This is a genomic window from Flavobacterium sp. OHVDL-2026-0007 (assembly GCF_059882335.1).
This window is the reverse complement of the sequence record NZ_CM187612.1, coordinates 3111970-3128159: the sequence shown is the minus strand read 5'-3', so window position 1 is coordinate 3128159 and position 16190 is coordinate 3111970. Positions and strand designations below refer to the sequence as shown.

Here is a 16190-nt window from a genome sequence, read left to right as displayed (position 1 = left end):
TAGAACTAATTTAAACTAGGGTCTTGAGTTGTAAAAAACGGCCTTTGATGCAAAACCTTCAAAATATATTTTGCAACCTTTGCTTTCGAAAAAAAAACAAAGACAATTTTATGAGCAAGACTAAACTTATCATTAATAAAAACGGATCTATAAAAATAGAAGGTGATTTTGAAATCATGGATGCTGAAGGAACAGTGTACGGATTACAAGGAAGATCAGCATTAGGGCTTTGTCGTTGTGGATTATCTGCTAACAAACCTTTTTGTGATGGTTCACACCGCAACAATTTTGAATGTGAATCAAAAGCATTTGATTTACCACCTATGAAAACAAACTAAGAGATTTCGTTTTCTAGTTCGATATAAAGCTGCATTTGATGCGGCTTTTTTTGTGCTCTGTTTTAATGCTTTACATATTGTTGTCGATGTATTTTCTTAGGAAAACTATCTTATATTTACGGAAATTTTAAAATTGTAAAAATGAAAAAAGGGTTGACTTTAGTATTGTTTTTATTTTTTGTGTTGGTTCAAGCGCAAACACAAAAAACGGTTTCGAGTGATTGGACTGCTTTCAATCAGACTATAGCGATTGAGACTGCTGTAAAGAAGAAATTTAAAGTAATAGCTTCTGTAAAAGTAGAAACAAATGAGCCGCTCGCCTGGGCAGGAGTTTGGGCAAGAGTGGACACAAAAAACAAAGAGCAAGGTTTTTTTGATAATATGGGGGATAGACCTATTAAAGCAAAAGACTGGCAAGCGTATACGGTAGAAGGAACAATTGATAAGAATACTAAATCCTTAAGTTTTGGAGGGGTGTGCGCGTATAATGGTAAATTTTATTTTGATAAATTCCAATTGCTTATCGAGAATGAAAAGGGGGTTTTTGAACCTTTGACTATTTTAAATTCAAGTTTCGAAATTCCTGTGAAAAATGGTGAAATCCCAAAATGGGGTTTAGGAATCTCTAAAGAGGCTATTGTTACAGTTAAAGAATATAAAGTAACATCTGATAAATCTAGTGTCGATGGGAATTATGGATTGCTGTTAGAAGGAAGTGGGATAAAAGCCAAAGAGATGGGAAGACTTGGAAATATAGAAGGAGCTTCCCCTCAAATTGGTACCATGATTTCGATGCTGGAAGATTTAAAAGATCGAGTGGAGAGAACGGTGAAGAACATGAGTCAGTATGAAATTGATTATTTGCATGATGAAGAAGCGAACCGAATTGGAGCCCTAGTGATGCATTTGGCTGCAGCCGAAAAGTATTATCAGGTGTTGACTTTCGAAGGCAGGGAGTTTAATGAGGAAGAGAAGAAGAAATGGGAGGTAGCACTGAATTTAGATCAAGGTGGGCGAAATGATTTTAAAGGTCATGACATTCAATATTACTTAGATATTTATAATGAAGTAAGGGCTAAAACTATTTCAGAGTTAAAGAAAAAAGATGATGCTTGGTTCGCTGAGGTTCAAAATAAATACGATATGAGTAATCAGTATTGCTGGTTTCATGTTATGGAACATCAATCAAGTCATTTAGGACAGATTTTATTTTTAAAGAAAAGAATACCGCCCCAACAAAAGCAAATATTGCCACAGGAAATTAAGAAATAAAGGATAAAAAGAAGCTGCATTTGCAGCTTCTTTTTATAACATTCGTTTTTGATTGGCACTTGTGCTTATCGCTTTTTCCAGACGTGAAATTCTGGTTTTCTCCTGTTTGGCACTCATAATCCAATGAATCATGACTTTTTTGTAGGAAGGAGCTTGTGTGTTAAAATAGTCCCAAGCCAATTGATTTGCTTTAAATTGTTGCACAAATTCGGGAGTGAGCAATGAGGGCTCTTTTTCGTGCGAGTAAATTCGGGATCTTTCTTCTGATCTTAGGGCAAAAGCCTTTTGACCTTCTTCGGTCATCAGTCCTGCTTTAGTGAGTGCTTCGACTTTCTTGATGTTGATGGCACTCCAAATACTGGTTTTCTTCCTTGGTGTAAAGCGAATGCTATAACTTTCTTGATCAATCGATTTTCGGACACCATCAATCCATCCAAAGCAAAGTGCTTGGTCTACAGATTCGGACCAGGACATAGAAGGTTGTTTGCTGTTTACTTTATAGAAGCCAACTAGTAGCTGGGTTTCTTCCTGATGATGCTTTGCTAACCAAGCTCTGAATTTTTCCGAAGTGGAGAAGAAGGTTGGGTTCATTGGGGTATAGTTGTAAATGTAAAGTGGATTTTCATAATCGATTCCCATATAAAATTATAATAAAAAATTGAAAATAGGAAGTAGGGTTGATTTATGTTTTGTTCTTTAGGTCTTGGAAGGTATAGTGCAGAATTACCCTCTCTCCTTGCAATCTGTTTCTTATATTTGCAAACATAATCAATGAAGCGTAGGAACCATGGCAAAAGGACCCGAAAAAAACACCAAGAATAAGGCTTTACATACCAAATTGCTCAATAGGAAAAAGACTAAAATTCAAGAGGAAAAGAAAGAGAAGGCTTTACGCTTGAAAGCTTTAGTGGTAAAAATGAATAAAAAAAACAGTGGGGAAGCCTCTGATGACATATAAATCAAATTGTATTTCTTTTCTGTTTTAATTTAACGGAAATTTGCAAAACAATCTCAAAACAAAACAAGATGGAGGAATTCGGTAGAATAATAGTTTCTGAAACAGCAATGAATAGTGAAAATCTTCAGGATCTCATTCATTCTAATATTTCGGTAATCAACTTAATGCGTGAAGAAGGGGTAGATGATGATTTGATTCATGAAGATGCCTTGATGAGTTATTATCTGGACTATTATTGGTCGCAATATGCTGAAGGAAATTTTGCTCAGTTCGTCCATAAATCAGGATGGAACAAAGAACTTAATGAACTTATCGAAGAAGGTTTGGCTTTAATTGGAGCGGAAAAGCATTTAGAGTTATTTCAACAACAAAGCAAAAAGGTAAAGTTGATGAGTAGTGTGAAGTTGGCTAAATTCCTAAAAGGAAAATTAGAGGGTGTAAATCCAGTTCGTGATGCTTTAAATAATGATACTTTTTATGAGTTAGAGGAAAATCTAATTACCTTAAATGCTGACTTTTTAAAAAACCATCCCGATTTTGAAGTGCTTAATGTTGATGATATGTTTGCTACTTTAGAGGAATTCGTGGGACATGAGATAAAACGAGCGTAAAGCAAGTACTGAGGATGGCTTTAAGTGGAGCATGATGTCCATGTTTGTAAGAATTGGGAATCATGTAAGTCATTGGAATTTAAAAAACGGCTGGCAGGCTCGTTAATTTTTCCATGATCTTCTTGAAATCACTTTTCCTCTTAAACTTTGTCACGTTCTTAGGAAACATTTGCTTAAATTTGCTTCCTTTATATAAAAATACACTAGTTATAAAAACCAAGCTATGTTACAAATCGCATTTATTAGAGAAAATCAGGAGAAAGTAATCAAGGCTTTAGCAAAACGAAATATCGAAGCTAAAAGTGTTGTTGAAGAGGTGGTGCAATTAGATGAAAACCGTCGTGCTACACAAGTAGAATTAGACAATGTTTTATCTGAATCTAATAAATTATCCAAAGATATAGGTGAATTAATGAAAGCGGGAGAGAAATCTAAAGCCGCAATCTTAAAAGAAAAAACAGTTTCACTAAAAGAGAAAAGTAAAGATTTAGCAGAAAAGGCAGAAGCTTTGGCTGTTGAATTAACCAACAAATTATATACTTTACCTAATCTTCCAGCGGATATCGTTCCAGAAGGAAAAACTCCGGATGACAATTTAAATGTCTTCCAAGAGGGTGATATTCCAGTGTTGCACGAAGGGGCACAACCGCATTGGGATTTGGTAAAGAAATACGATATCATCGATTTTGAATTGGGTGTGAAAATTGCTGGAGCTGGTTTTCCTGTTTACAAAGGAAAAGGGGCTCGTCTGCAACGTGCCTTAATTAATTATTTTTTAGATAAAAATACGGCTGCAGGTTATAATGAAGTTCAGGTACCACATTTGGTAAATGAAGCTTCTGGTTATGGAACAGGACAATTACCAGATAAAGAAGGACAAATGTATCATTCAACAATTGATGATTTATATTTGATTCCAACGGCTGAGGTTCCCGTTACCAACTTGTTCCGTGATGTTATTTTAACCGAAACGGAATTACCCGTTTTATATACCGCTTACACACCATGTTTCCGTCGTGAAGCCGGTTCTTACGGTGCGCACGTTCGTGGGTTAAACCGTTTGCATCAGTTTGATAAAGTGGAAATCGTACGTGTGGAGCATCCAGATAATTCTTATCAAGCACTTGATGGAATGGTGGAGCATGTGAAGAATATATTGCAAGAATTAAAATTGCCTTACAGAATTTTACGTTTGTGTGGTGGGGATATGGGTTTCACAGCTGCTTTGACCTATGATTTTGAAGTTTTTTCTACGGCACAAGACCGTTGGTTAGAAATTAGTTCAGTTTCAAATTTTGAGACTTTTCAAGCAAATCGTTTGAAATTGCGTTTCAAAGACAAAGAGGGTAAAAACCAATTGGCCCATACACTTAACGGAAGTTCATTGGCTTTACCAAGGGTTTTGGCAGGGATTTTAGAAAACTACCAAACACCAGAAGGAATCGTAATTCCAGAAGTTTTACGTCCTTACTGTGGATTTGATATCATAAATTAATTATTATAGTACCTTAAGATTAACCTAGCAACTTTCTAAAAGTCGTTAGGTTTTCTTAATTTTAACTAAGAACTATATTAAAAAAAGAGCGAGATGAATGGAATTTTAAATTGGAATGTTGACCCTGTTATTTTTTGGGTAACGGCTAGTTTTCCTCTAAAATATTATGGAGCTCTTTTTGCTGCAGGACTTTTACTTGGTTATTACATCGTACAGAATATTTATAAAAGAGAAAATCTATCCTTAGAAAATCTCGATAGTTTATTGCTTTATGTCATTGTAGGTACAATCTTGGGGGCAAGACTAGGACATTGTTTCTTTTATGAGCCCGCTTATTTCCTAAAACATCCAATAGAAATTCTTTTGCCTATCCAGAAAATTGGCGGGGTTTATCAATTTGTTGGATACCAAGGTTTAGCAAGTCACGGTGGTACAATTGGTGTCCTTACGGCGCTTATTTGGTATTGTAAAAAATTCAAAGTGAATTTTTTAGAGCTCATCGATAGAATGGCTGTTGCAGTGCCTGTTACAGGAGCTTTTATTAGGATGGGGAATTTCATGAATTCTGAAATCTACGGAAAACCCACTAACGGTAGCTGGGGAATCGTTTTTCAAAGAGATGATTTGATTCCTAGGCATCCAACGCAATTGTACGAAGCGTTTGCTTATTTGTTGATTGCGGGGATCTTGTATTCTATGTACAAGTCAGAAAAGATAAGACAGGCCAAAGGATTGTTATTTGGCTATTTTTTAATATTGCTATTTTCAGCTCGATTTTTAATTGAATTTTTCAAAGAAAATCAAGAAAAGTTCGAGGATAACATGATCATTAATATGGGGCAAATATTGAGTATTCCTTTTATTTTGATTGGTGTGATTTTGGTTATTTGGAAGTCAAAGACAATCAAAGATAGCTTGAACCTTGACCGTTTATGAATTCAATTTTGAGTAGGAGTTCAATATCGTTACTTCTATAATAAGCTGCAATGGAGAATCACAATTTTAAAAACTGAAATATGAAAAAAATCTTTATCTATATCGTTTTGTTGTGGTCTACTTTTGCGTTTTCTCAAAATGAGCAGTTGGCTCAGTACTACTATGAAAGAGGGGATTTCGAAAAGGCTAGAATTAGCTATGAAGAACTCTTAAACAGCACACCTTCCTATACCCAGTATTTTTTAAGAGTGGTGGATTGTTATCAGCAATTGCAAAAATTTGATCTTGCCGAAAAAGCGATTCAAGATCGGTACGATAAATACAAACTCGGCGCCTTTTTGGTGGAGCTGGGGTATAATAGTCAATTGCAAAAAAATCAGGCAAAAGCTACGATGTACTACGATCAGGCTATTGAAAAGATTAAAAAAAATCCCAACGATGTGTACGGAATCGGAAATTCATTCGAGAAAAAAGTGTTGTTGGAATATGCTTTAAAAGCCTATCAAACGGCCATGCAGGTTCAGCCTAATTTCAATTTTAATTTTCAAATTGGTTTGTTGTATGGTCAGTTAGGAAAGACCGATTTAATGATTGATCTTTTACTAAAAGAGTCCTTTGAGAATCAACAAAATGTGAGTTTAATTCAAATGCAATTGGCTCGTTTTATGAATGGTGAAACGGACAATACGGCTTTTAAGGATGCGATGCGAAAAGCGCTGATCTTAAGGACCCAAAAAGATCAAGATGTATTTTGGAATCATTACTTGAGTTGGTTTTATGTGCAGCAGAAGGAATTTGGAAAAGCTTTTATTCAGGAAAAAGCTATTTACAAACGCGAGCCTGAATCGCTTTCTAGTATTGTCAATTTAAGTCAGTTTGCCTTGAATGAAGACGATACTGAAACGGCAGAAGAGATTCTTAATTTTATTCTGCTTAATACTAAAGATTTAGAGTTGCTTGTTCAGACCAATTCGTATTTGATGCAGATTAAAATCAAAAAAGCACAAGAAAAAGACTATGTGGCCATCAATACTGAGCTAGAACATTTGCTTACAACCTATGAAATTACTCCTTTTACCCTATCTTTGCAATTAATTCAGGCACATTTTCTAGCTTTTAATTTAAAAAAGCCAGAAGAAGCTAAAGCGATTGTTAAAAAAGCCTTAGAACTCAATTTAAACGACTACCAAAAAGCGGACGTGAAAATGGAGTTGGCAGACATTTTGCTTTTGGAAGAGAAGTTCAATCAGGCCTTGATTTACTATTCGCAGATCCAATTGGATTTAAAGAACGATGTGATGGCGCATGAAGCAAGTTTAAAGGCAGCCAAAACCAGTTATTATAAAGGTGATTTTGAGTGGGCTTTAAAGCAGTTTAAAGAATTAAAAGCAGCCAATACACAGTTGATTGCCAATGATGCTCTAGAGTATTTCTTATTGATTAACGACAATACGGCCGTGGATTCGACACAAACGGCATTAAAGCAATTTGCCAAGGGTGATTTCTTGCTGTATCAGAATAAAAAGCAAGAAGCGATAGAGTTGTTTCAGAATATTTTGAAAAGTTATAAAGGACAAGAGATTGAGGCAGTCACTTTATTGCGACTGGGTAAGATCTATGAAAGTTTGAAAGAGTATAGCGCTGCATTAAAGCAGTATCAACAGATCATAGACAGCCATAGTGACGGAATTTATATAGACGAAGCGCTGTTTTTTTTGGCAGAAATTTACAATGATGAATTGCATGATTCAGAGAAGGCAAAGGCTTTATATGAGAAAGTGATTTTTAACCATCAGGATAGTATTTATTTTGTAGATGCGAGAAAAAAATACAGACAATTAAGAGGAGATACGAATTTATAAGTTCCATACTCCAATAAGTAAGAATAAAAAGAAAAGATAGAATGATTATTTTCAATGTTACCACCAATATACAAGAGAGCATTCACGACCAATGGTTGAAATGGATGCAAGAGAAACACATACCGGAAATTCTGGCGACACAAAAATTTTCTTCTGCAAGAATTGTAAGAGTTCTAATTGAAGAAGAGATGGGTGGGGTTACATATTCAGTTCAATACGTTACAGATAGCAAAGAAACTTTAGAGCGCTATTACATAGAAGACGAACCAGCTTTTCACAGGGAAGCTTTAACATTGTTTGCGGACAAAATGCTTTCTTTCAGAACTGAGTTAGAAGTGATTTCGGAACATTAATAGCGTATTAGATTTTTGGATCCTTCGATTTTTCGAAAAGTCTAACGATCTGACCATCTAAGAATCTAAACAATACAAAATGGAAAAAGTAAAAGCCAAAAAACATTTAGGACAACATTTCCTTAAAGATGAAAGTATCGCCAAAGCAATTGCAGATACTTTGAGTTTAAAAGGATACGATGAGGTTTTAGAAATAGGGCCAGGGATGGGTGTGTTGACTAAGTATTTGCTTGACAAGCCCATTAATACACATGTAATCGAGATCGATACAGAATCTGTAGTGTATTTGGGTGAGAATTATCCAAAATTAAAAGATAAAATTATTTCTCAGGATTTCCTGAAATACAATATTAATGAGGTTTATGAAAATAAACAATTCGCTATTATTGGAAATTTCCCTTATAATATTTCGACTCAGATCGTTTTCCGAACTTTAGAATTTAAACATCAAATTCCGGAGTTTTCTGGGATGTTTCAAAAAGAAGTAGCGCAACGTATCTGCGAGAAAAAAGGCTCAAAAGCGTATGGAATTTTATCCGTATTAGCTCAGGCTTTCTATGACACAGAGTATTTATTTACTGTTGACGAAAATGTTTTTATTCCTCCGCCCAAAGTAAAATCGGGTGTGATGAAAATGACCCGAAAGGAAGATTACAGTCTTCCTTGTGCTGAAAGATTGTTTTTTACTGTAGTAAAAACAGCTTTTCAACAAAGACGAAAAACATTACGTAACAGTTTGAAAACATTAAATTTATCAGATAGCTTAAGAGAAGATAGTATCTTTGATCTTCGTCCTGAGCAGCTTAGCGTTGATGAATTTATTGTTTTGACTCAAAAAATAGAAGCCGATGGAGTTCAAAGTTAGTAAAGATTTAATTTACCAATTAGAGGAACATATTGTTAACAAAAACGACAAGGAACTTGAAGTTTTGCTTAATGATCTGCACCATGCCGATATAGCTGAAATCCTTGATGAACTGGATTTTGACGAAGCAACTTATATTTTTAAGGTATTAGATAGTGATAAAACGGCAGAAATTCTTCTGGAATTAGAAGATGATTTGCGTGAAAATATCTTAAGCCGACTCTCGCCAAAAGAAATTGCAGAAGAGCTTGATGAGCTAGAGACCAATGATGCGGCCGATATTATCGGGGAGCTTTCCCAAGAAATTAAAGCAGAAGTAATTTCGGAGTTGAATGACGTCGAACACGCAAAAGACATTGTTGATTTGTTGCGTTATGACGAGAATTCTGCCGGAGGTTTGATGGGAAAAGAGTTGGTAAAGGTCAATGAAAATTGGAACGTATTGACTTGTGTGAAAGAAATGCGTATTCAAGCCGAGAATATTTCCAGAGTACATTCTATTTATGTGGTTGATGATGAAAATCGTCTTAAAGGTAGATTGTCTCTTAAAGACTTATTGACCACATCCACCAAAACGCAAATCGCTGATATTTATATCAGAAAGTTGAATTTTGTAAACGTGGATACTTCGGATGTTGAGGTAGCGCGTATTATGCAAAAGTACGATTTGGAGGCTATTCCAGTTGTCGATGAATTAGGTCGGTTAGTAGGTCGAATTACCATCGATGATATCGTCGATGTGATCAAGGATGAAGCCGATAAAGATTACCAATTAGCGGCGGGTATTACCCAGGACGTTGAATCCAATGATAGTGTTTTGGAATTGACCAAAGCGCGTCTGCCTTGGCTTTTAATTGGAATGGTAATCGAGATTGTAGCTTCTTTTGTTTTAAAAGGTAATGAGGCTACTTTTCAGAAGTATTCTACTTTGATTATTTTTGTGCCACTGCTTTCTGCAACAGCAGGAAATATTGGTGTTCAAGCATCAGCAATTGTGGTACAAGGTTTGGCAAATGGCACCTTAAAAGAATTCAGTCGTGGTTATTTTAGTAAAGAAATTTCCGTATCTATGATTTCAGGAAGTATTATTTCTTTGCTTTTGTTAGCCTATCACTCTGTGATGTATCAGCAATATTTAGTGGGAATTGCCATTTCGATCTCGATGATCGTAGTGATTTTATTTGCAGCAACCTTAGGGACTTTAGTGCCGTTGTTTTTGCATAAGCATAAAATTGATCCGGCTATTGCGACGGGACCGTTTATCACTACAACGAATGATGTTTTTGGTATTATGCTGTATTTTGGAGTAGCTAAGTTGATTCTTGGATTTTAAATTTTTGCCACAAATTTTTAGGTTGCAGTGATTTAAAATCTTTAAAATCTATGTAATTTGTAGACCAAAAAATGCGGTTGTCAAGCCAGAAATAAATTAACACCAACCAAGAATGAAAGTACACATTATTGGGGGAGGAAACCTTGGGGTTTCTATCGCCTTAGGAATTGCAAAATTTTCTAAAAACAACCAAGTTACCGTTACCAGAAGAAATACAGCAAGTATTTTATATTTGAAAGAGCATGGAATCACGGTTTCATCAGATAACACTCATACTATTGAAGAAGCGGATGTGGTTATTTTAACCATTAAGCCTTATCAGGTGGATACCGTTTTAGCGGAATTATTACCGGTTATCAAAGGAAAAACGATTGCTTCTGCAGTAAGCGGATTATCGCTTGAAATGTTACAGCAAAAAACAAATAATGAGTTTGCAGTAGTGCGTATTATGCCCAATATAGCAGCTCAGTTTGGAGAATCAGCTACGTGTATTTCTTTTCCAGAAAAGGATAGAGAGAAAGCATTGCCTATAGTGGATTTGTTTCAGGATTTAGGAACGGCTCCGATCATTGACGAAAAATTGATGGACGCGGCAACGGTTTTAGGTGCTTGCGGAACCGCTTATGCCCTAAGATATATCCGCGCTTCAATGCAAGCCGGAATTGAAATAGGGTTTGATTCTCAAACGGCATTAGCCATCGCGGCTCAAACGGTAAAAGGAGCAGCGAAAATGTTGTTAGAGGAGAAAGTGCATCCAGAACAATTAATTGACCGTGTAACAACGCCTCAAGGCTGTACCATCGTTGGTTTAAATGAAATGGAGCACAACGGTTTTAGTTCGTCTTTGATCAAAGGGATTAAAACTTCATTGCAGCAAATTAAGGGCTAATATTTAGCACCTACTAGATACAAAAAATCCAAATTCCAAGTTTGATAAACTTGGAATTTGGATTTTTTTATGCGAATTTTTAAGTGTGTTTAAACAGTTTAGATTTTGATTGTTTTCTTGGTGAGTACATACTTTAAGTAGGCGAATCCAAAGACACCCGATAGGACTGACGCGATAAGAATAGCAATTTTTGAAAAGACAATAGTTGCTGGATCCTCAAATGCTAGTAGGGTAATGAAGATAGACATGGTAAAACCAATTCCACCCAACATTCCGGCGCCTAGAACATGAGACCATTTTAAGTTTTTAGGCAAAGCGCAAAATCCTAAACTCACGCCTATAAAAGAGAAGAGTAATATCCCTAGCGGTTTTCCTACTACTAGTCCTAGAGCAATCCCTAACGTATTAGGATGCATTAGACCTTCATGCCAATCGGATGCTATGGCAATACAGGTGTTGGCAATGGCAAACAAAGGCAAAATGACAAAAGCGACAGGTTTGTGTAGAAAATGTTGTAGTTTGTATGAAGAACTCTTTTCTCCGCCGTCTCCAAAGGGAATTACAAAGGCTAATATTACTCCGGTAATTGTGGCATGAACCCCAGAGTTTAACATGAAGTACCACATGGCAACACCTCCAATTAAATAAGGGATCAAGTTGTGAATTTTCATTCGATTCAAAATAAACAAGAAGCCCCATATTCCCAAAGCGATGGCTAGGTTTACAAACGCTATTGAAGTGGTGTAAAAGATGGCAATCACTAGGATAGCGCCTAAGTCATCGATAACAGCTAGTGCGGTTAAGAATACTTTTAGGGAGGAAGGGACTTTGCTTCCAAGTAGGGATAAAATACCAATAGCAAAAGCAATATCCGTGGCCATAGGGATTCCCGCTCCGTTTTGAGTTTCGGTTCCATAGTTTAAAGCTAGAAAGAGACCAGCTGGAATTAACATGCCACCAAAAGCAGCCATAATAGGCAAGGAAGCTTTCTTGATACTGGCTAATTCGCCATGGTATATTTCTCGTTCTAATTCAAGACCAATCAACAGAAAGAAAATAGTCATTAAACCATCATTGATCCAATGAGTTATGGAGTGTCCACCCATGTCTTTTTCCCAAAAAGCGATGTACTGGGTCTGAAACGAAGAGTTCGCTAAAAAAAGAGATGCAACTGTAACAAACAATAGTATTAATCCTCCTGCTTTTTCACTTTGAAAAAAGGCTTTAAAAGTTGTTGTTAATTTCATTTTAGAGAGGTGCTGTAAATTTAGATAGATGAGAATTTTTTGAGCGTACGATCGCCTATATTTTCAAAGTTAAAGAAAAAATGAGCCAATAAAAAATTTTGTTGGTGTTAAGCTTGTTTCTACTAAAGCGTGTTGCTGTGAGGCAAAGTCGCAAAGTATATGGTTTTTGGTCTTATCCGAACTTGCTCTTTTTAAATGACGGAGTTCTTTCTATGATTCATACTAAAGGATTTAGGTTTGTAGAATAGCTGTGTTGAACAATTGTGTTTGGGGGTTCAATAATTAAGAATAAGCTGTATTTTTGTGGTATATAATAAAAAAGATAATGAGCATAAAAATTTTACATATTGATAGCAATCATCCTATTCTTTGGGAACAATTAGCAGCAGCAGGATTTGATAATGAGGCTGATTTTAAATCTTCTAAAGCAGAAGTAGAAGCGAAAATTCAGGATTATAACGGAATCGTCATTCGAAGTCGTTTTAAAATTGATAAAACATTTTTGGACAAAGCCACTAATTTGCAATTTATTGCCAGAGTAGGAGCAGGTTTGGAAAGTATTGACTGTGAGTATGCTCAAGGTAAAGGAATTCATTTGATTGCAGCTCCTGAAGGAAATCGAAATGCTGTTGCGGAACATTCGTTAGGTGTTATTTTATCACTTTTTAATAATTTGAATAAGGCTGATGCTGAAGTTAGAGCGGGGCATTGGAATCGTGAAAGCAATCGCGGTCATGAACTAGATGGTAAAACCGTTGGTATCATTGGTTACGGTAATATGGGAAAGGCTTTTGCTAAAAAGCTAGGTGGTTTTGACACAGAGGTTTTGTGTTACGATATTTTAGAAAATGTGGGGGATGCCAATGCTAGACAAGTTTCATTAAAAGAACTCCAGCAAAAAGCAGATGTACTGAGTTTACATCTTCCGTGGACGCCTGAAACGGATAAGATGGTGAACGCTGACTTTATAAACGCATTTTCGAAGCCATTTTGGGTAATTAATACTTCAAGGGGTAAAAATATAGTTACGGCCGATTTAGTGGAAGCAATGAAGGTAAAAAAGGTTTTAGGGGCAGGTTTAGATGTTTTGGAGTATGAGAAGTTGTCTTTTGAGACGCTTTTTCAGGAAAACAGTACCCCAGAAGCTTTTCAGTATTTATTAGAAGCTCAGAATGTATTGCTAACGCCTCATATTGCCGGCTGGACTTTTGAAAGCCATGAACGTTTAGCCCAAGTAATAGTAGATAAAATCAAAGCGGTTTACCTTTAAGGCTGATTGTACTTGGTCTTGGTGTAATAACAAGTTTTTTCTGTAGAATAAAGCGATTCAGAATTAGTTTTTATATCTATTTTTTTTTAATATTGTTTTGATTTTAACAAAATTTTAGAAAATGAGTGTTCTAAAATCGTGAAAAAATTGATATTAACTAACAAACTAATTTATTACATTATGATTGAATGGTACAAAAAAGTAGTTTTTGAAAACTATGCGAATTTCAGTGGACGAGCAAGAAGAAGCGAGTACTGGTATTATACTTTAGCAGGGCTTATAATTTCGGTGATTTTGATGGTTGTCGATAATGTTGTAGGCTTGACTTTTGGAATTGGTGAAACTGGAGTTTTGGGTGTTATCTATAGTCTGGCAGTTTTTTTGCCTGGTTTGGCTGTCTTGGTTAGACGTTTGCATGATGTGGGTAAAAGCGGTTGGTTTGCCTTTATCATATTTTTTCCAATAGTAGGCGCAATTTGGTTGTTAATTGTGTTGTGTACAGAAGGAAATAAGGGAGAAAATGACTACGGGCCAGACCCTAAAGATGATTTTGATGAAATTAGTGAAATTGGAAATATCGAATTACAATAATCAATTTATAACTTACTGAAAAATGGAAAACACAAAACCAGAAGCTTGGAATAACCCACCAAGCGTTAGAGAAGAGAATAAAAAAGTTGTAGCTGGAATTTTAGGAATTTTAGTTGGCGCTTTAGGAATACATAAGTTTTATTTGGGCTACACCAAAGAAGGAATAATTCAAATACTTCTTAATCTATTATGTGGATTAGGTAGTTTGATAGGTCTTATAGAAGGGATTATTTATCTGGTGAAAACAGACGAAGAATTTTATCAAACTTATCAGGTGGGTAGAAAACCGTGGTTCTAAAACATAAAAAATCCCATCAATTGATGGGATTTTTTGTTTTATACAATTGGCAATTAATCGTCCTTCTCGGATAATTTGCGTTCTAGTTCGATTTGAAATTCTTCAATAACGGGTTTCATGGTGCTTTCTGGAATATCGGCTATTCTAATATACATTAAACCATCTACGGCATTGTTGAACAAAGGATCAACATTAAAAGCTACCACACGAGCATTTTGTTTGATGTACTTTTTAATTAAAACGGGTAAACGTAAGTTTCCTGGTTCTAATTCGTCAATGATTTTGTCAAATTTATTCAAGTCTGATTCCGCTTCATCAAAAATAAAGTCTTTGTCAGCATCCTTTAATTTTACTTTGTAGGCTTTTTTAGGATGAATATATTGTGCGATATACGGATCGTAATAATTTGATTTCATGAATTCAATCATCAATGATTTTGAAAAGTCAGAGAATTGATTGCTGATACTCACACCACCCAATAAGTATTTGTGTTCCGGATAACGCAAAGTGGTATGGATGATTCCTTTCCATAATAAGAACAAAGGCATTGGTTTTTGCTGGTATTCCTTAATAATGAAGGCACGACCCATTTCGATGGATTTGTGCATCATATCATGTAATTCAGGTTCAAATCTAAAAAGATCATTAAGATAGAAACCTTCTATTCCGTACTTAGGGTAAATTTCAGAACCCAATCCCATACGGTAAGCACCGGCTATTTTTTTGTTGTCCTCATCCCATAAAAACATATGGTGATAATATTGATCGAATTGGTCTAGGTCAATAGATTCGTTGGTTCCTTCACCTACTTCACGAAAGGTGATCTCGCGCAAACGACCTATTTCATGCAGGATGTTAGGGATGCTTTTTGCTGTAGCAAAAAACACTTCATAGTTTTTACTCTGCAGTAAACGACAATCACTATTTCTTAAAGCATCAACTTCGGCAATCATTTTTGGTTCGCTTGCCGGGGTCACGATTTTTTTTGGTGCTTTCGTTAATTTTAAATTGGCAGTATCTAATAGTTTGTGATCCTTTTCAAAAGGATTCGCTAACATATACGTTTTCTTTCTCAAGAATTCGGAGTAGTCTTCGAATGATTCAATCTCATTTTGTTCGTTCACCGAAATGGGCTTACCGATACGTACTTTGATGACACGGTCTTTTTGTGTTAACAGTTCCGAAGGTAGTTTAGCGGTGCGTAAAGTATCGTCGATTTTCGAAAGCCAATAGAACAATCTACTGTTTTTAGCGTGAAAGTAAATCGGAACAACCGGAACTTTGGCTTTTCGGATTAATTTCAAGGCGCCTTCTTCCCAAGGTTTGTCTACCACTAACTTTCCATCCTTATAAGTAGATACTTCACCGGCAGGAAATATCCCCAATGGTTTTCCATCACTTAAGTGGCGTAAAGTTTCTTTGATACCCACCACGCTTGATTTGGCATCCTTATGATTTTCAAAAGGATTAACGGGCATGATGTATTTTTTAAGCGGGACAATTCGGTGTAATAAAAAGTTGGCAATAATCTTGAAATTTGGTTCTCTTTCAAGCATTAATTTCAATAGTAATATACCGTCAATTCCTCCTAAGGGATGATTTGAAATGGTAATATAGGCGCCATCTTTTGGTAAACGTTTAAGATCTTCTTCAGGAATTTCAAACTTAATTTGTAATTCGTCTAATACCCCGTTTAAAAAAGCAAGGTCTTCTAAATGTTTGTTATGATCGTATATTTTGTTAAGAGTTGATATCTTAAGAACTTTCATAAGTATCCAGCCTGAAAAAGTACCAAAAACTCCGTACTTGTCAACATTTATTGCCTTTGCAACTTCTTTCGCGGTAACTAAACCCATGTACTATTTTTAATTT

Annotated in this window: 17 protein-coding genes; 14 read left to right on the top strand and 3 right to left on the bottom strand. The window is 35.7% G+C overall.

The genetic code is table 11. The features are described from left to right. Positions 1-110 precede the first annotated feature (110 nt). On the top strand, positions 111-338 hold the full coding sequence (locus tag AC51AA_RS12735) for a CDGSH iron-sulfur domain-containing protein (RefSeq protein WP_500702612.1): 228 nt from the start codon (positions 111-113) through the stop codon (positions 336-338). A 141-nt stretch (positions 339-479) separates the two neighbouring features. After that, positions 480-1610, top strand: a complete 1131-nt coding sequence (locus AC51AA_RS12730) for a DinB family protein (protein ID WP_500702611.1) — start codon at positions 480-482, stop codon at positions 1608-1610. A gap of 33 nt (positions 1611-1643) precedes the next feature. On the opposite strand, the gene AC51AA_RS12725 is transcribed toward AC51AA_RS12730, so the two are convergent. Continuing rightward, on the bottom strand, positions 1644-2201 hold the full coding sequence (locus AC51AA_RS12725) for a YdeI/OmpD-associated family protein (protein WP_500705636.1): 558 nt from the start codon (positions 2199-2201) through the stop codon (positions 1644-1646). Positions 2202-2397: 196 nt separating this feature from the next. On the opposite strand from AC51AA_RS12725, the gene AC51AA_RS12720 reads away from it, so the two are divergent. The 9 genes from AC51AA_RS12720 (at position 2398) to proC (ending at position 10912) form a co-directional block, all read left to right on the top strand. After that, positions 2398-2568, top strand: a complete 171-nt coding sequence (locus tag AC51AA_RS12720; protein WP_500702610.1) for a hypothetical protein — start codon at positions 2398-2400, stop codon at positions 2566-2568. A gap of 68 nt (positions 2569-2636) precedes the next feature. Next, positions 2637-3179 (top strand): DMP19 family protein, encoded by a 543-nt coding sequence (locus AC51AA_RS12715; RefSeq protein WP_500702609.1) that lies wholly within the window; start codon positions 2637-2639, stop codon positions 3177-3179. A 223-nt stretch (positions 3180-3402) separates the two neighbouring features. After that, a complete protein-coding gene (gene serS, locus AC51AA_RS12710; protein ID WP_500702608.1) occupies positions 3403-4674 on the top strand; it encodes a serine--tRNA ligase in 1272 nt (423 codons plus the stop codon). Positions 4675-4767: 93 nt separating this feature from the next. Next, entirely contained in the window at positions 4768-5610 is an 843-nt protein-coding gene (gene lgt, locus AC51AA_RS12705; RefSeq protein WP_500702607.1) for a prolipoprotein diacylglyceryl transferase, read from the top strand. 80 nt (positions 5611-5690) lie between these two features. Next, a complete protein-coding gene (locus AC51AA_RS12700) occupies positions 5691-7472 on the top strand; it encodes a tetratricopeptide repeat protein (protein ID WP_500702606.1) in 1782 nt (593 codons plus the stop codon). A 41-nt stretch (positions 7473-7513) separates the two neighbouring features. Continuing rightward, positions 7514-7825, top strand: a complete 312-nt coding sequence (locus AC51AA_RS12695) for a DUF4286 family protein (protein ID WP_500702605.1) — start codon at positions 7514-7516, stop codon at positions 7823-7825. Positions 7826-7904: 79 nt separating this feature from the next. Next, complete coding sequence (gene rsmA, locus AC51AA_RS12690; protein ID WP_500702604.1) at positions 7905-8690, top strand: 16S rRNA (adenine(1518)-N(6)/adenine(1519)-N(6))-dimethyltransferase RsmA; 786 nt, start codon at positions 7905-7907, stop codon at positions 8688-8690. Continuing rightward, positions 8674-10023 carry a magnesium transporter gene (mgtE, locus tag AC51AA_RS12685; protein ID WP_500702603.1) on the top strand — a complete coding sequence of 450 codons (1350 nt, stop codon included), beginning with the start codon at positions 8674-8676 and terminating at the stop codon, positions 10021-10023. Before rsmA ends, mgtE begins: the two co-directional genes overlap by 17 nt. Before the next feature lie 112 nt (positions 10024-10135). Beyond that, positions 10136-10912 (top strand): pyrroline-5-carboxylate reductase, encoded by a 777-nt coding sequence (gene proC / locus AC51AA_RS12680; protein ID WP_500702602.1) that lies wholly within the window; start codon positions 10136-10138, stop codon positions 10910-10912. 98 nt (positions 10913-11010) lie between these two features. Here proC and nhaA read toward each other — a convergent pair whose 3' ends face one another. Continuing rightward, on the bottom strand, positions 11011-12159 hold the full coding sequence (gene nhaA / locus AC51AA_RS12675) for a Na+/H+ antiporter NhaA (RefSeq protein WP_500702601.1): 1149 nt from the start codon (positions 12157-12159) through the stop codon (positions 11011-11013). Between the two features lie 325 nt (positions 12160-12484). Here nhaA and AC51AA_RS12670 point away from each other — a divergent pair, with 325 nt between their 5' ends. The 3 genes from AC51AA_RS12670 (at position 12485) to AC51AA_RS12660 (ending at position 14318) form a co-directional block, all read left to right on the top strand. Further along, a complete protein-coding gene (locus AC51AA_RS12670) occupies positions 12485-13429 on the top strand; it encodes a 2-hydroxyacid dehydrogenase (protein WP_500702600.1) in 945 nt (314 codons plus the stop codon). Positions 13430-13609: 180 nt separating this feature from the next. After that, entirely contained in the window at positions 13610-14020 is a 411-nt protein-coding gene (locus AC51AA_RS12665; RefSeq protein ID WP_500702599.1) for a DUF805 domain-containing protein, read from the top strand. 22 nt (positions 14021-14042) lie between these two features. After that, complete coding sequence (locus tag AC51AA_RS12660; protein WP_500702598.1) at positions 14043-14318, top strand: TM2 domain-containing protein; 276 nt, start codon at positions 14043-14045, stop codon at positions 14316-14318. A gap of 53 nt (positions 14319-14371) precedes the next feature. On the opposite strand, the gene AC51AA_RS12655 is transcribed toward AC51AA_RS12660, so the two are convergent. Next, on the bottom strand, positions 14372-16174 hold the full coding sequence (locus tag AC51AA_RS12655) for a GNAT family N-acyltransferase (RefSeq protein WP_500702597.1): 1803 nt from the start codon (positions 16172-16174) through the stop codon (positions 14372-14374). Positions 16175-16190 lie beyond the last annotated feature (16 nt).

Excerpts from the sequence above, each read along its gene's own strand:
- AC51AA_RS12735 (WP_500702612.1), top strand. The coding sequence starts at position 111 with ATGAGCAAGACTAAACTTATCATTAATAAAAACGGATCTATAAAAATA.
- AC51AA_RS12730 (WP_500702611.1), top strand. The coding sequence starts at position 480 with ATGAAAAAAGGGTTGACTTTAGTATTGTTTTTATTTTTTGTGTTGGTT.
- AC51AA_RS12725 (WP_500705636.1), bottom strand. The coding sequence starts at position 2,201 with ATGAACCCAACCTTCTTCTCCACTTCGGAAAAATTCAGAGCTTGGTTA.
- AC51AA_RS12720 (WP_500702610.1), top strand. The coding sequence starts at position 2,398 with ATGGCAAAAGGACCCGAAAAAAACACCAAGAATAAGGCTTTACATACC.
- AC51AA_RS12715 (WP_500702609.1), top strand. The coding sequence starts at position 2,637 with ATGGAGGAATTCGGTAGAATAATAGTTTCTGAAACAGCAATGAATAGT.
- serS (WP_500702608.1), top strand. The coding sequence starts at position 3,403 with ATGTTACAAATCGCATTTATTAGAGAAAATCAGGAGAAAGTAATCAAG.
- lgt (WP_500702607.1), top strand. The coding sequence starts at position 4,768 with ATGAATGGAATTTTAAATTGGAATGTTGACCCTGTTATTTTTTGGGTA.
- AC51AA_RS12700 (WP_500702606.1), top strand. The coding sequence starts at position 5,691 with ATGAAAAAAATCTTTATCTATATCGTTTTGTTGTGGTCTACTTTTGCG.
- AC51AA_RS12695 (WP_500702605.1), top strand. The coding sequence starts at position 7,514 with ATGATTATTTTCAATGTTACCACCAATATACAAGAGAGCATTCACGAC.
- rsmA (WP_500702604.1), top strand. The coding sequence starts at position 7,905 with ATGGAAAAAGTAAAAGCCAAAAAACATTTAGGACAACATTTCCTTAAA.
- mgtE (WP_500702603.1), top strand. The coding sequence starts at position 8,674 with ATGGAGTTCAAAGTTAGTAAAGATTTAATTTACCAATTAGAGGAACAT.
- proC (WP_500702602.1), top strand. The coding sequence starts at position 10,136 with ATGAAAGTACACATTATTGGGGGAGGAAACCTTGGGGTTTCTATCGCC.
- nhaA (WP_500702601.1), bottom strand. The coding sequence starts at position 12,159 with ATGAAATTAACAACAACTTTTAAAGCCTTTTTTCAAAGTGAAAAAGCA.
- AC51AA_RS12670 (WP_500702600.1), top strand. The coding sequence starts at position 12,485 with ATGAGCATAAAAATTTTACATATTGATAGCAATCATCCTATTCTTTGG.
- AC51AA_RS12665 (WP_500702599.1), top strand. The coding sequence starts at position 13,610 with ATGATTGAATGGTACAAAAAAGTAGTTTTTGAAAACTATGCGAATTTC.
- AC51AA_RS12660 (WP_500702598.1), top strand. The coding sequence starts at position 14,043 with ATGGAAAACACAAAACCAGAAGCTTGGAATAACCCACCAAGCGTTAGA.
- AC51AA_RS12655 (WP_500702597.1), bottom strand. The coding sequence starts at position 16,174 with ATGGGTTTAGTTACCGCGAAAGAAGTTGCAAAGGCAATAAATGTTGAC.